Genomic DNA, 14,316 nt, shown 5'->3' with positions numbered 1-14,316 from the left:
GGTTTGAATCTGAGGTTGTCGAAGGACTTTAACCAGTACTGCGTCGCAATTCTGGGCTGCCAAGCCTAGATGAACTATACGGAGAGGCAAGAGCGATCAAGTAACTTTATAATAATCCGTTATTTGCTCGGCATGCGGAAGAAGATATATTTAATAATGTGGCTAATAAAATTGACAGGTAAGGATTAACATCTGTCCAGTTAGATGGTCGCGTTGTGGATGTGAAAATTTCTAATGCAAGTAGTATTTGCAATAAGTGTAGCGCAGGCTTAACTGGTAATAGTGGCCTGAATGGGATGGTTAAACAATTCAGCGAGCGCTATCCTAGCCTCCTGCTAAGAGTTACCGCTGAGGGAGGCGCAGCAATGCTAAATCGTCTAACAGTCCTAGTTAAAGGTGGGAAATAGTTAATGGACAATAAAGAAGCTCTTAGTCTCATTGACAGTATGAGGTGGATAAAGAAAGCCTCAATTTTTCTTTTGTTGCTTGATTATGCGCTACGTAATCTTGACTCGGCGATTGGTACGCAAGAAAAGTGTCAGGAGGCAGTTGATAGATGTTGGCAATGGTTGTCTGATCGAGGGCTCAGTGCTGATGAGTTGGCATATTACCTAGACTCCGAGGAGATGCAGAGCGGACCGTTGGCAGAAGGAAATTTCGCATCTGAAAGTGTAGAGCAAAATAGTTTGATTTTGATTTTGTTGGTGGTCGGTTTTTTTGCTAATAGGGCCTATAAAACTGCAGGACTACAAGAGCAAATGTCTGAGCCGATATGTGAGGCTGACGAGAGCTCTGCTGTATATATTGTTGATTATATTGAGCGGGTAGGCTTGTCTGATGTGTTGAGCTCTTATCTTTCGGCTAAAGCTAAGCGTTGATATGGTTCTACTTTTAAGTGTCAGACCACAGAGATAAATTGCAAAAGCAACTCCATCCGGTTTGGTTTCTGGAGAAACTAGAGTTGTAGGTACTGGTAAAGCTGCGGCTAATGATGCGAGTTTTACAGCAACATCCACATCAGGATGGACGAGCATCTCGAGTGACGCTCGCGCGGTGGTCCGGGACGTCGAGTACCATTCAGGTGTGCCGATGCCCTCTAACCAGCGCACGCAACTCGCAGAGGAGTTGCGTCAGGTGGATCACACTTATGTCGCGCCTAGAAGCGACTATCAAGCCTTACAGCGTGAATACAATAGCCAGCGAAATAATCTCAAGCGTGAGTGGGAGTTGAATACTGGTTTGACATGGCCCAAGACGGAGAGTGGCGTGGATTTCCAAGCGCACCGTGTGATACCACAGCAGTATGGTGGACCTAACCAATGGTGGAATTTGCATCCGGTGCCGGGTGGAAGTGCTCACCAAGGTGGCGTTCATGCCCCAGCAAGTCCAACAACTACAGCATTTCCGCAGAAACCTCCGAGGCGCCCATGACCATGTACGAAAAATTAGAGGCCTTCAATGCACTCGCATGCGTACTATTAGAGCGGCTGAACCCTGTTTCTTCTGGTGACGTGAGTGGGATGCGACAGCAGTGGCCAGCGGCTCCCGATGAATACTTTGCTTTTATGCAGGAGCGGGGGCATGGCGAAATAAAGGAGGACGATTGCGCGCTGTCGCTTTTGACGATTCAACCCACATTATGTTCCGCGGTAGACTACTTTAGTGATGATGGGTTTTATAAAGACGGACCCTATGAATCGGGTGCTAAAGGCGAGGTGTGGCTGTTCGGCTGGGATAGCACCGGGACTGCTTTCGGTTTCGACAGTGGAGACAACTGGCGATTGTTGGAAATCGACAATATGCGTTGGATAACGCGACTTGACTTGTCGTTTCGTCAGTTCGTCGAAGGGGTGTTGGTATGTTATCCACAGCGGCCGATAAGCTTTGCGAATGGAGTTTGGCGTGACTCGGGAGATGTTTCTTACACCCTATCGGATTAGGCATAAAAGTGTGCTGATCCTAAAAAAAGTGGAAAAGGCGCGCATTTATCTGGTCCAAAAGTAAGTGCTGCTTTCCCGGAGAGGGTGAGTTTTAATCCCAATACCTACGGAAACGCGCCTGATACAAAAATAGGCTGACAAGTTGGCGGCAGAAGCAGGAGTTTCCCCTTCTGAAGCATAAAGGCGCATGGCCGCAGCACTCGCGTCCTATACCGACAAAAAGTGGCAAGCCACGGTCGAAAAAGCCGGTGAGAGTCAGTTTGACCCCCTTACTCTGAAACACCTGGGTGAAGCGCTGGCACCGTTGGGGGCCATTTATGAGAACAGCGCGCTTTATCCCGAAGGGACCCGCCGTACTTATAACGGCGAAGAAACACTCAGCTTGCTCAAAAACTATAGCGTCACTCATGCCAGAGACTTCAAAGACGCCACCGTCAATCAGAATTATTTGGAGGACCCAAGTCTAGGACTGGAGGACTTTTACAAAAACAACCTCGATTACCGAGGCAAAGTCCCCGGTGAGGAAGGGAGGGGCGCTGCTGCCGGGGTGGGGCTGAGCCTCCTTGGAACGGTCCAAACTGTGGGCTCTTTGTTCAAGATTGCGTTTGGCGGCAACTCTTTGGACGAAGCCAATAAAATGCTTGATCCCTTCGTAGAGCCGTCTTCCGGTTTGCTGGACGACTGGATGACGGACGGTGCACAGAGCTTAGTGTCTGGCCTGCAAGGCAATAGCTACGAGCAGTATTTGAGGAACGCTAAGCTCGGTACAGATATTTTGCAGATGGCTTTACCTGGGCTCGGGCAAGCGAGTGAGGCTCGCCAGTTGGCTAAAGCGGCGGAGGCAGCTAAAGCTGCAGAAGCGGCGAAGCTTGGTTTTGCAGACGGCAAGCTTTTGGAGGAACTTGCAGATGTACCCGTGGCGGGTAAAGGCGCCACTAATGGGCCGGCTTCGGCGGGTGATAAGGGTTCTATTGTTGTATCAACACCAGCAGGCGATGTGAATTTACCTGAGTGGTACCGCGTCGATGGGGCTGCGGGCGCTGATTTTGTCTCCTTTGATAATGCGCTAGCTGACGGCGCGAGTCGTATTATCAATACCCGCACGGGTAACTTTGAAGTCTTGGGCGCAGATGGTCTGGTGTACTTCAATGGTCCGAATGGACTTGTGCCAAAGGCGGGAGGTACTCTTGCGGTACTGGCTGAGGCTGAGAGAAGGATTGTTGATGCAAAAGCTACTGGTGGCGCTGCTGGAAAGGTAGATGATGTTGTAGCTCCATCGTCTAAACCTGAATGGTTGCAACGGCTTGATGCGGGTAATGAGTTTAATAAGGTACAGTCTAAAAACTACCCGAATAACGAAGTTTATATTCAGCGACCTGACGGGAATGGCTATTATCGTGTTGATTCGTATAATCCCATAAAAGGCGAAATCGTCTCTCGTAAATTGACACAGCTTTCTGAGGTTTCAGAGGCGACAGCAAAGAGCTACATAAATGAGGCCATTACGAAATACCCTTCTGGTGCGACCATTGCGAAAGTTCCATCTAGTGGGTCTTTGGGTGGTCAAAAATTGCAAGGTACTGTTATTCTGGAGGTTCCTCCACAGAATGGAGTAATTCCAAAAGCCATCTTGGACTCTGCCAATAAAGCAGGGGTTTTAATTAGAGATACTAATGGGAAGGTGTATTGATGGAGCTACCTATTTATTATTGTAAGACTTGGTTTCGGATGAAGAAGTTTGCGATAGAGCCTATGGATGAATCTCTGGCACATTCTAGGCATCTCTCGGGTGAGTCATATACGGCTCTCATTGGCTCGGACTCTGCGCCATCTTGCTTTGTTGAGTTCTCCATAGATAAAGGAATGGTTGGTGTCGGTTTTTTAGATAAAAAATGTCGTGAGTACCTGACCTACCAATTTCAAGTAACAGATTCGGATAACTTATTTTTGACTATGGCGACTCATCGTGAGTTTGAAGGGGATGGAGACGAGGTCATAGGTGGGGAGTCCTATATTTTCAATGAGGAAGGCGGTCTTGTTATTAGGCGAGAAAAATTTAATCCTCATGAGATTGAAGAGGCTAGATCAAGTTTCGAACCGTCTCGAAATTATGAAAAAATTCCCAAGTTTGGTTGTTACTCTAATTTAACAAAAGCTGATAGATGAAACAGGCAGGTGAGTTCCATTATAAATTTTAAGGGGTCTGAGTTGATATGGCACCGGCCTTGCGCCGGTGTTTTTGCACCCTGTCTGCACCCTTTTTGCCGCCTTCTTGCATCCTATTTGCATCCTTTCTGCAGTCAAGTTGCATCCCTTTTGCACCCACCCTGACGACCTACGGTCTAGCTGCTCAATACGCCCTTTTTGAGCATGATTTTTCGCTCCTTAACAGGAGCAAAATCTCAATACACATCACGCACCTCTCGCGAGGTGGGTATTTTCTATATGTATCAATTAGTTATCCAGTTTATGTCTTCTAGGTGCTGCTATACACTTGTAATACGAAATGCAGGTTTCACCCAATAAACACTGACGTATGGCGTATAGCTTTTGCTATACGCAGCTGCGAAGCATGGGGGGGCCGGTTTATAATCTTGAAGCGCGGTTAGCGGCGTACTTATCTCAGAAAAGCATTGAAATTGATACAATACCAGGTCTTCAGAATATATCTCGCAGTGATGCGAGAGCAGTTGAGCAGGTGCTGATCGAGTATAAAGGCTTAGGTAAAAATGGTGGCTCATTGATCAATAAAATCAACAGTATCTCTACAACCAATCCGATTTATGCGGAGTCTCTCACTAGGGGCGCGGCTCTTATGAAAACAGTTGGGTATCCAGGGTTTAAATAATGATCAGAGTTGGAGATGTATTTGTCATCGCGACCACGAATGGAAAAGCATATTTACAGTTTGTGAAAAAAATACCTCCGATGGGCTCATTAATCCGTGTCTTACCAGGTACGTATAATGAGTTGCCGGATTTGGACGCACTGGTAGGGGAGAAAACAAATTTCTGGATTTTTTTTCCTGTGTCAGCAGCTTTGAAGCAGGGAATTATTCAAAAGGCTAAGGGGGGGGCTATTCCAGAGCACTCTCAGAAAACACCGACCTTCCGTGCTGGAGTAGTAGATCCTTCCACTGGGCGTGTAGATACTTGGTGGTTTTGGAACGGGGAGAGAGAGTGGAAAGTTGGCGAGATAACACCGGAACAGAGGTCGTACCCCATCCGTGGAACATGGAATGACACGCTATTAGTTCAGAGAATTGAAGAGGGCTGGCTGCCGGAGAAGGATAAGCGTTAACTCTATTTGAGAAAATAGAGGTCAGAAACTGAGGGATCCCCACATATCTACTCCAAGCTCTGCTTCTGATGTTACCTGTGGCGGGAAGGCGCCATTAATGAACCGGCTTCGGCGGGTGAAAAAGGTTTTATCGTTGTATCAACACCAGCAGGCGATGTGAATTTACCTGAGTGGTACCGCGTCGATGGGGCTGCGGGCGCTGATTTTGTCTCCTTTGATAATGCGCTAGCTGACGGCGCGAGTCGTATTATCAATACCCGCACGGGTAACTTTGAAGTCTTGGGCGCAGATGGTCTGGTGTACTTCAATGGTCCGAATGGACTTGTGCCAAAGGCGGGAGGCACTGTTGCGGTACTGGCTGAGGCTGAGAGAAGGATTGCTGGTGCAAAAGCAACCTTGCCTGTGGCGACCGATCTTGGGAAGGTTTCATTTGATGCTGCTAACGGGGTCGGAACCATATACTCCCCGAAAGTGACGATGAAGGCCGGCGAGGTTATATTTGATGACTTTGCTGTAGGTACATCGAAAGGTTTTATGGGCTATGGTCCGGACGGGGCTTCAGAATTAGTGGGGCCGCTTAAAAAACTCCTAGAATACACTCAGTCTCAAGGAGCCAAGACAGTCACCCTTAAAGGTTATTACGCGTCAGAGGAAGGCGCAGCATTAGGGGCCGGGAAAGTGGGCGAGAAATTCTCTTTTAGTTTTCCGGCTACCAAAGAAGGACTTAGAGATTTTTTGAAGGGGCTAAAGTAGTGAGCCATCCAAATTCAGTGAGCAAACATCTGAAAAGCCTCAATGTGTCTGGTTATGGAGGCTATATACATCTCAGTAGTGACCCCGAACTGGGTCAGGGGGTATATGAAATTTATTTAGATGGCTGTGCCTTAAAGATTTTTGAAAAAGGCGTAGCTCTAAAGTTTAAGGGGAAAGATATTGGTGCTCTTTATTCTGATATATTAAAGATTACCAGTCATCTATCTGCGGCGGTGTTTTCGCAGGCTTCGGCGAACCAGAATGTGAATATTTCAATTCCTTTGGAAATTCATCTTTCGGAGAGTGTTGTGGTTTTTGAAGTTCAGTTGCTGATTTATTCTAGGGTGTTAATTGTTTTAAATAATATGTGGCGAGGTTATAAAAAATAAAGGGTCAGTTAGCTTGGTGCAAAAGGAGTGTCGGGGGCGGCTCTGACGAGGGACGAATTGATTTCGGGATTGCCTGTAGGCACTAAAATCACCCCAGGAAGTGTGGTTGATATCCGTAGGTTGCCAGATGGCCGAACAGTTTGGCTGGAAAAGGGTACTGATGCTGCCGGATTGCAACACATCTACAAACGACACGAAGCCGACTTTGTCAACAAAGGCATCTCACGTGATGACATTCCAAATGTTGTAATGAGTGCTCTTGAACGTGGGAAAGTTGTCGGGACCAATGGTTCGGCTAATGTTTATCGCATCACACACAATGATGTTGAGCAAAACATCGCAGTTGGGGTTGGCTCAAACGGCTTCGTGGTTCGAGCTAATCCGGTAAGTTCTTGGAAACCATTGCCATGATCAGGTTAAGACTAACGAGTGAGTATTTGGCTTGGCCGATATTCTGCCCAGATCCGGATAGAATGGGGCACGTTGATATTGAAGATTTGCCCCTTTCTCCAGAGCTGAGGGTCAAAATCAGTGAGTGGGACGGTGAGTATCAGTCGACGTTCAATAGCGACTACCCGCCCGATTCTTGTTTTGCCACGCCTGAGGCAGAGCTTCGGCATAAAGCAGAGGGGGAGGAACTGGCCAAATCGATGCAGCAAGAACTAGGGAGAAGTTATATGGTTGAGTATTGCCCATAGTCGATAATTAGTCGGTGCAAAAGGAATAGCTCAAGCTGAAAAAGGCGCAGGCGATTGGGCAAAACTGAGTGGTCAGCTCAGTGAGGCTTCGAAAGGTAAAGGTAATTTTGGCATTCGGTCAGGTACAAGAGAACAAGCTGAGGTTATGGGGAAGGCTTGGGTTGGCGATGGGTATAAAGTTGCTAGTGATGGAAAAAAAACGTTAGTTAGTCAGGATGGCTATAAAACAATATAGGCTACCTACTTACAAGCCATATCAACAAGGGGCTCAGGCTAACTTTGAGCAAAGATTTCCTGGGCAGAAGACAAAGAAGTGGCAGTCAAATGGTCATTTGGATATCACGGACTAAACTATGAACGCGAAATTAAAATGGCTTCATAGCCCCGATATTTACAATCTTGAAAATTACCAACCGGAATGCGCAGACAGTTTTTGCTTTCTTCTTCAGGCTATGATTGGCCCCGAAGGTGAGGAAGGCGAAGAGTCCTTTGATATAGAGGTTTGCACTCCGAAATGGATTGAAAAAAATCTCGGGTTGGACGAGGCCCTTGTCGGGCGACATTACCTTATTGTCCGTGACTACAATTATCAAAAAATTGTTCATTCCATTGAGAAATTTCTACAGGGCTGTTCGGGTAAAGATTGGAATGAAGTTTCAAGAAAGGTATTAAGGTTAGGTTTGTGGGAGTTCGAGGGATACGAAGATGGAAGCGTTTGAATCAGGTGTTTAATGGCCTTGTACCACTGACACCGGCCCTGTGCCGGTGTTGTTTTATCTGCTTACTGCAAAACTTCCCTTCTTTCGCTGCTCGCTTTGGTCGTTGCCTGAACGATCAGGGCATCCAGCATCTGCGCGGATAAAGGTGGAGTTGAGTCTATGGAGTTGAGTCACGAACCCATTCCTGCTCGGGATGGAGGGAAAGACTTTGTTCCTCGTTGGCCGCAAGATCACGCCGCTGTCGATCCTTACCGAAAGCCAGGATATTGATAAATGACGGAAACACTGTCTTCAATTTTTCAGCGGACTCGAGGGGCTCCTATTGAAGCTGCTGAGGGGCTTGCGCACCCGATTTTTCAAAAAAAGATTAGGGCAGGCCGAAGCAGATTCTTGGCTCGAAGGTTGAAATCATCTAAACAGCTGGTGTCTGGACTGCGTTTAAAAGTGGTAAAGGGCGAGCTAGAAGTAAATAACCAGCGTCACTCTGAAATAATTTTATGGTCTGATACTAGCCCGGAGTCAGGTTTTTTTTTACGGTGGTGTCCAAAAAAGCTTGCGAACTAAAGGTCTGGAATGTATGGCGTGTGAACGATATCGTGCAGGCTTGGGTTGGGAACGCAGGAATTGTAATAAGTGAGGAGGGTTGCATAACAAAATTGGAGTGTAGTGGCGGTACTGAGGTAGTCGACTTTTCTACTTTGGTTTTCCAGATCGAGTCGATTGATTAATATTTACTACTCGGTGCAAAAGCGACTGGTGATACAAAGGAGGTAGCAGGCACAGCTAAGACGGGCGGGACGAAAGTTAGCCTAGAGAATAATCTAACTCCCGAAATAAAACTGTATTCGGATGGAAGCTATCGAACCCCTGACGGAAAATTTGCAAGTACGACTGGTGTTTCTCCTCCAGGAACAGTCAAGGCAGATGAGTTTGCTAAACATTTAGAATCAAACGGGATGGAAGTTGTAGGCCTGAGATGGTTGTTAAAGGGCCTCTCGGTGATCGTAGGTATGACATTGTAGTACGTGATGCGAACGGTAAATTGCACGGTCTTGAGGTCAAAAGCGGAACCGCTAACAAGACCAGCTATCAAGAATTCACCGACTACTTTGTTAATAAGTTTGGGGCGCAAGGAAAAGGGCGGCTGAATGGCAAAGTCATCGAAAGCGCTACAACAGTCTATGTGCCGTGAGGGAGGTAAATATAAAGCGCGAAGCCGAAAATAGTCCTGTAAAGGTTGGTGTTAATCAGGCGCAGCTTATAAAGGTGCTAAAAAAATTAAAAAGCTGCGGCCCTAGCTCGTTCGCATGCATTACTGACGATGATGGTAACTACGTGCAAGTAGCTGGAGGCAGATTTACTTGTTTTATTGAAAGATATGACGCGAAAAGTAAAAAGCTGTTTAGAGGTTATCATTCAAATTCCAGCACAAACTTTGAAGAGGGAACCCTGCTGTCGTTTAGCGCGGGCCGTGTTCCATTAAAAAAAGATGAGTGGTTTAATATTGATGATGTGATTGAGGTTTTTTCACTGTTCAATCAGAATCAGGCATTACCAGAAAGTATTTACTGGCGCGAGATGAAGGTTTTGGATCAGAGCGGCAGTTGAACACGTGGTGCAAAAGCGGCTGTAAATGTGAGGTCGGCTAGTTTTGCTAATGATGCAAAGCTGATTGGTCACTTTGAAAAACACGGTGCTGAATTTGGGGCAAAGTCGTCTATCGAATATTTGCAGACGGGCAAGGACATTATGCAAGGCGGGGATAAGGTTCAGTATCTGTACAAGGGCGAAATGCGAACTGGCTACGTGCAGTTCATGGGTAATTCGTCCCGTGGAGATGCGAAGTATGGATTTGTAGGAACTAATTCTGATGGTGTCATCACTAAAATCCATGTGGAAAGTGGTAAGAGTTTTTGGAAGATGTTGAATGGTGATCCTAAAGATAAAACTATAAGGCCTGTACCATGATTTATTCAGTGCTTGTTGATGGCGTCAATCCTGAAATAGAAGAGGAAGTCTCGATTGTTGTATGTGGTCAGCGGCTTACCTGCTTTGCAAGCTATCTTCCCTATCAGCTTGAGATAGGGCAAGTGTATCGGGCAGAGTTGTTGCCCATGGTTTTTGGTAATTATATTGTTCAAGAGAGTTCTCATGTCACACCCTCAGTCCTTAGAGAAGGTCCAGGCTATTCATACAGAATTATTGGCGAGTTGAGGCATGGTTGTTTGTGCTGTAGTGGGTTGACCTTCTGTGATGAGATTTTTCTGGCAGATTTTGGTTTTCTTGAGGGGAAGCTGATTTCATGGCGGGTCGATAGGTTAGACATTTCGTTTGTCTGAGTTTCCTTTGGTGCAAAAGATACAGGAAGGTTTTTTGAACTTGCTACTGCAGATGACTTGGTGTTGGCTAGAGCAAAGTATAGTTTGCCAGATGGGAACACGATAGCTGTGGCTAGAACAGACATTCCTGGGTTTGAATCGGAGGTTGTTGAGGGTCTTTCACCTGTCCTGCGTCGTAATTCTGGGCTGCCAAGCCTGGATGAACTATACGGAGAGGCGAGAGTGATCAAGTCACCTTATAACAACCCGCTATTTACTCGGCACGCGGAAGAAGATTTGTTTAATAGTGTGTCTAACAAAATTGACGGGCAAGGATTAACATCTATCCAGTTAGATGGTCGAGTTGTGGATGTGAAAATTTATAATGCAAGTGGTATCTGCAATAAGTGTAGCGCAGGTTTGACTGGCAACAGTGAGCTTAATGGGGTGGTTAAACAATTCAGTGAGCGCTATCCTACCCTTCTGCTAAGAGTTACCGCTGAGGGAGTGGCAGCAATGCCTAATCGTCTAACAATCCTAGTAAAAGGTGGCAGAATAGTTAATGGACAATAAAGAAACTCTCAAAGTCATTGACAGTATGATGTGGATAAAGAAAGCCACTATTTTTCTCCTGTTGCTTGATTATGCTCTAGGTAATCTTGATTCGGCGAGTGATACGCAAAAAAAATGTCAGGAGGCAGTTGATAGATGTTGGCGTTGGTTGGCTGATCGAGAGGTCAGTGCTGCTGAGTTAGCATATTACCTAGACTCCGAACAGATGCAGAGCGGACCGTTGGCAGAAGGAAATTTTGCATCAGAAAGTGTAGAGCAAAATAGCTTGATTTTGACTTTGTTGGTAATTGGCTTTTTTGCTAATAAAGTCTACAGGGTTACAGGGCTGCAAGAGCAAATGTCTGAGCCGATATGTGAGGCGGACGAGAGCTCTGCTGCATATATTGTTGATTATATTGACCGGATTGGCTTGTCTGAGATGTTGAGTTCTTATCTGTCAGCTAAAACTAAGCGCTGATATGGTTCTACTTTTAAGTGGCAAAGCTCAGAGATAAGGTGCAAAAGCGACGGGTGAAGCCGTGCCTCCTGTGCCTGTTGTTACTTCGGGTACTACTCGGACAGGTGTTGTTCGTACAAATGCCGCAGCGCTGGAGAGCGCTGCGTGATAACTGGGATGACCTTGGATATGGTCAAATCTTAAGTACTGAGAATCAGGCTGCGATAGCTAAAGGAAAGACTCCGAAAGTTGACGATGTATGTATTAAGGTTTCTCCTGAAGATGCAGGGCAAAAGGGCGAGAGAATTCCTATGCACCATGTCCAGAGTTCGCCACTTACTGTGCGACTGCCTGATACACGGCATTTGGACGCGCATATGCTAGGAGGATTTAGATATAATCCGGGCGGTCCAGGGTCAGCTCTCCCGGCATACCCTCCGAAAAAAGGAGCTGAGTAATGCATTTCACACCGCTAGAGCTTGCGAAGCAAAAGTTAATTTTTTACGTGGCTCAGGATTTGGACAAGTCTATTAGATTCAATGTGCAGCAACTTGTAAATGAGGTTGCCGCGTCAAGAATATGGAGCGTTACTCCGCCGAGATTTATTGACGAGATAGACGAGAATGGGGTGGAAGTTGTAGGTGGGATTTTAGAAATTTATTCGGCTTTGCCGCCAAACATACTTCCTATTAAGAGGGACTCAAAAAACCTAGATGACGTAGAGGCGCTGGTAGGTGCCGTAAAGAAACTATCTGAAAATGAAAATCTTTCCTTTGAGTTTCAGTTAGATACTACTTTTGTTGGCGCTATTGAGGACGGTGTTATTGATCAAGTCCTGCTGGACGGTTTGCTTGTACCGTGGCGAAATCACCTCAAAGGGAAAAGTTGAGTTGGTACAAAAGCAACAGCTACTCCACGCACTCCACTAGCTGGTCCTACTGAAAACTGAATAGCCTTTGTTAATGTTGAAAAACAGATTCAACTGGAAACAGGTGCTGGGCAGCGTGTAGATCAAGTTATCAATGAAACTCTATCTGGTAAGAAAAATTTCACAAGCACTATGACGCTCACAACCGATGAGTCTCTATCGGCAAGGCAAAAATATCTCGGTCTCGAGTACAGGGAAATCGGTAAGCCCGGCTCTGGGTTGTTTTACCGCGCTGATGGCACCAAGGCGTTCCGTATCGACTCAGGATCTATATCAGGAGCACACGCTCCGGGAGTTCCGCATGTACATTTCGGAGTTAAAGACCCTGTGACTGGAGAATATATTTCTAACAATCATGTGGTTTGAATGGATTGTAGATCCGAAGTTAGGCGGTGTAACATACAGAATGTTTGTACCAAATGGAGTTATTAACGGTATACCGGTGAAACCATGATTCAAGCAGTCTTTGAACGAATTATCAAATATGGCTTGACCGACTGGGCCGTTTTGCTTCAGGGCGTCTGTGGTGTTCCTGGTCTTTTGGAGAGATTGCCATCGTCTTGTGTGGAAGACTTTGCAAGCGCTGAGCTTGAAAAGGTTGCTGGGAATAACCCCTTGCTCGATGTGATTGTTAGTTTGGCTAACGATAGTGATCTGCTTTTATCTGAGCTATGCCCACAGTTGAAAAAAATGAGCGATTTTCAAAATGCAGAAATGCAACGGGCTAAGAGAATATGGCGAGCGGTTGCATTGGAAGAATTACTAGCAAATCTGGACTCGGACCCGCTCTATGGGTTGATAAAGTTGTCTGAGTTTTGGTCGGGCTGGGATTGGCCTGTTGATGCTCCACTTTCGATGATTCCTGGTGCGATGACTTTACCGCAACATCAATACCACTCTGTATCGAACTATGATCACGTTGTTCATGAGCATGAACAATGGTTGAAAGGTGAGCTGGTTGCTTTGAGCTGTAGAAAAACTTAATAAGCAGGGCGGCGAGTTTCTTCCAGCGATCAAGAATAATGAAATTCTAGATAAGAAGTGAGAGGTCTTATGGATGGCGCTTGGTTTGATGAAAACGTAAAACGCCTTTTAAAGGGTTTTTCTCTAGAGTACTCGTCATTTGCTGATGGAGATTTTGGAGACCTTGAAAGGATAGAGTTGGATGGTTTTAACAAGCTAGGAATTGTAGACTTTTGGTCTAAAGACTGGGTGAGTATTGATATATATGACTGTGCTCTTGATGAGCAGGTTCTGAATATATTGCTTTCTCCAGAAGAAAAAGAATGTATTTCTCAAGCATTCGAGAAATTTGTAAAGATATTGACTCAGGATAGTTAATGACGCAAAAGCGGCAGATACATCTTTGAAGCGAGGCCTTGCCTACGATAACCCATCTAACCTTATTCAAAGTCGCATAAGTGAAATTCAGTTACAAATACCGGCGAATTCCAAAGGGCGAATAACACTGAGTATTACGGTAGTAGAGGGTGCGAATGTTGGTCGCTCTGTTCTGGTCGGGACAAGTGAACCTTGTGGCTATCTTCGTGCTGGAATGAGTCAGCAAGAAGGCGACAAAATAGTTGTTGGAACTGGCTACGGAGAAGCGGTTATTGTCAGCTATGCTAACGCTATCGGATTGAAAGTTTTCGATCGGCGCGATACTTCCTGTCTGTGCATCATGTCAGAACGTGATTGAACCGATAGGAGCTAATGTGTCAACGACTTTAAAACTACTGCCAAGCGCTAAACAATGATGATGCGTTTAGAAATGGTTGAGAAAGGACTTGTCGAAAAGCTTAAGTTAGTCGGTGAGGAGCAACGAAGCGTTGCTGTAAAAGTGGCTTGCGAACTCGCTTTTGAGACTTGTACAGTAAAAGTGCCTATTGTTGTCGATTCATTTAGGCAACTTCTGGCTGGCAATAGGCTCACAACCGATCAGGTTTCTGAGCTAGATGCTTTAGCTGCACAGTTAGATGAGAAGTATTTTGACTTGCAAAACGGCATGGATGAAGGGCAAAACTTAACCCTAGAAGGTCTTCAGTTGTTTAGCCAAGCTCGTGCTATATCGGCACTGTCCTTAGCTGGTGGAGAGAATTCGCTTATGACCGCAACCGAAGCATTATATGAGGCATCATCAGCCGTTGATGATAGACCCATATTTTTAATGCCGTATTTTCGGTTTTGACAAAGTCTTAATCAGTAGGGGTTTTGTTTTTTGCTGAGATCTGGTGCACTCTTGCGCCGGTATTTCCATTTTGT

The 14,316-nt window shown here is 45.8% G+C and carries 19 protein-coding genes; all 19 read left to right on the top strand.

Annotation, left to right across the window (positions count from 1 at the left end):
• The first annotated feature begins 410 nt into the window (after positions 1–410).
• The 19 genes from Q7C20_RS16075 (at position 411) to Q7C20_RS15985 (ending at position 14,242) form a co-directional block, all read left to right on the top strand.
• Positions 411–878: an Imm6 family immunity protein gene (locus tag Q7C20_RS16075; protein WP_375068649.1), complete on the top strand. Its 468-nt coding sequence runs from the start codon at positions 411–413 to the stop codon at positions 876–878.
• 549 nt (positions 879–1,427) lie between these two features.
• A complete protein-coding gene (locus Q7C20_RS16070) occupies positions 1,428–1,940 on the top strand; it encodes a hypothetical protein (RefSeq protein WP_375068647.1) in 513 nt (170 codons plus the stop codon).
• A 187-nt stretch (positions 1,941–2,127) separates the two neighbouring features.
• Positions 2,128–3,630, top strand: coding sequence for a hypothetical protein (locus Q7C20_RS16065; RefSeq protein WP_375068645.1), 1,503 nt, complete (start codon positions 2,128–2,130; stop codon positions 3,628–3,630).
• Positions 3,630–4,106, top strand: coding sequence for a lytic transglycosylase (locus tag Q7C20_RS16060; protein WP_082036824.1), 477 nt, complete (start codon positions 3,630–3,632; stop codon positions 4,104–4,106). The genes Q7C20_RS16065 and Q7C20_RS16060 overlap by 1 nt, the downstream gene beginning before the upstream one ends.
• A gap of 681 nt (positions 4,107–4,787) precedes the next feature.
• Positions 4,788–5,240, top strand: coding sequence for a hypothetical protein (locus Q7C20_RS16055; RefSeq protein ID WP_375068643.1), 453 nt, complete (start codon positions 4,788–4,790; stop codon positions 5,238–5,240).
• 156 nt (positions 5,241–5,396) lie between these two features.
• Positions 5,397–5,993, top strand: a complete 597-nt coding sequence (locus Q7C20_RS16050) for a hypothetical protein (protein WP_375068641.1) — start codon at positions 5,397–5,399, stop codon at positions 5,991–5,993.
• The gene (locus Q7C20_RS16045; protein WP_375068639.1) at positions 5,993–6,382 is read left to right on the top strand and encodes a hypothetical protein; all 390 of its coding nucleotides are present in this window, start codon (positions 5,993–5,995) and stop codon (positions 6,380–6,382) included. Before Q7C20_RS16050 ends, Q7C20_RS16045 begins: the two co-directional genes overlap by 1 nt.
• 57 nt (positions 6,383–6,439) lie before the next feature.
• On the top strand, positions 6,440–6,793 hold the full coding sequence (locus Q7C20_RS16040) for a hypothetical protein (RefSeq protein ID WP_375068637.1): 354 nt from the start codon (positions 6,440–6,442) through the stop codon (positions 6,791–6,793).
• A gap of 640 nt (positions 6,794–7,433) precedes the next feature.
• Positions 7,434–7,799 (top strand): immunity 8 family protein, encoded by a 366-nt coding sequence (locus tag Q7C20_RS16035; RefSeq protein WP_375068635.1) that lies wholly within the window; start codon positions 7,434–7,436, stop codon positions 7,797–7,799.
• Between the two features lie 1,188 nt (positions 7,800–8,987).
• Complete coding sequence (locus tag Q7C20_RS16030) at positions 8,988–9,407, top strand: hypothetical protein (RefSeq protein WP_375068633.1); 420 nt, start codon at positions 8,988–8,990, stop codon at positions 9,405–9,407.
• Positions 9,408–9,434: 27 nt separating this feature from the next.
• Complete coding sequence (locus tag Q7C20_RS16025; RefSeq protein ID WP_375068632.1) at positions 9,435–9,767, top strand: hypothetical protein; 333 nt, start codon at positions 9,435–9,437, stop codon at positions 9,765–9,767.
• Positions 9,764–10,138: a hypothetical protein gene (locus Q7C20_RS16020; RefSeq protein ID WP_375068630.1), complete on the top strand. Its 375-nt coding sequence runs from the start codon at positions 9,764–9,766 to the stop codon at positions 10,136–10,138. The genes Q7C20_RS16025 and Q7C20_RS16020 overlap by 4 nt, the downstream gene beginning before the upstream one ends.
• Positions 10,139–10,360: 222 nt before the next feature.
• Positions 10,361–10,690 carry a hypothetical protein gene (locus tag Q7C20_RS16015; protein WP_375068628.1) on the top strand — a complete coding sequence of 110 codons (330 nt, stop codon included), beginning with the start codon at positions 10,361–10,363 and terminating at the stop codon, positions 10,688–10,690.
• Positions 10,680–11,147 (top strand): Imm6 family immunity protein, encoded by a 468-nt coding sequence (locus tag Q7C20_RS16010; protein WP_375068627.1) that lies wholly within the window; start codon positions 10,680–10,682, stop codon positions 11,145–11,147. The genes Q7C20_RS16015 and Q7C20_RS16010 overlap by 11 nt, the downstream gene beginning before the upstream one ends.
• Before the next feature lie 119 nt (positions 11,148–11,266).
• Positions 11,267–11,584 (top strand): hypothetical protein, encoded by a 318-nt coding sequence (locus tag Q7C20_RS16005; protein ID WP_375068625.1) that lies wholly within the window; start codon positions 11,267–11,269, stop codon positions 11,582–11,584.
• Positions 11,584–12,015: a hypothetical protein gene (locus tag Q7C20_RS16000; RefSeq protein WP_375068623.1), complete on the top strand. Its 432-nt coding sequence runs from the start codon at positions 11,584–11,586 to the stop codon at positions 12,013–12,015. The genes Q7C20_RS16005 and Q7C20_RS16000 overlap by 1 nt, the downstream gene beginning before the upstream one ends.
• Positions 12,016–12,504: 489 nt before the next feature.
• Entirely contained in the window at positions 12,505–13,038 is a 534-nt protein-coding gene (locus Q7C20_RS15995; RefSeq protein WP_375068621.1) for a DUF2247 family protein, read from the top strand.
• A 69-nt stretch (positions 13,039–13,107) separates the two neighbouring features.
• A complete protein-coding gene (locus tag Q7C20_RS15990) occupies positions 13,108–13,395 on the top strand; it encodes a hypothetical protein (protein WP_375068620.1) in 288 nt (95 codons plus the stop codon).
• 412 nt (positions 13,396–13,807) lie between these two features.
• Complete coding sequence (locus Q7C20_RS15985) at positions 13,808–14,242, top strand: hypothetical protein (RefSeq protein WP_375068618.1); 435 nt, start codon at positions 13,808–13,810, stop codon at positions 14,240–14,242.
• The last annotated feature ends 74 nt before the right edge of the window (positions 14,243–14,316 follow it).

The sequence above is a fragment of the Pseudomonas sp. AMR01 genome, assembly GCF_041946035.1.
In the GTDB taxonomy this organism is placed as follows: domain Bacteria; phylum Pseudomonadota; class Gammaproteobacteria; order Pseudomonadales; family Pseudomonadaceae; genus Aquipseudomonas; species Aquipseudomonas antarctica_B.
Note: the sequence above shows the minus strand (reverse complement) of the source record. Positions and strands in the feature narration are given on the sequence as shown.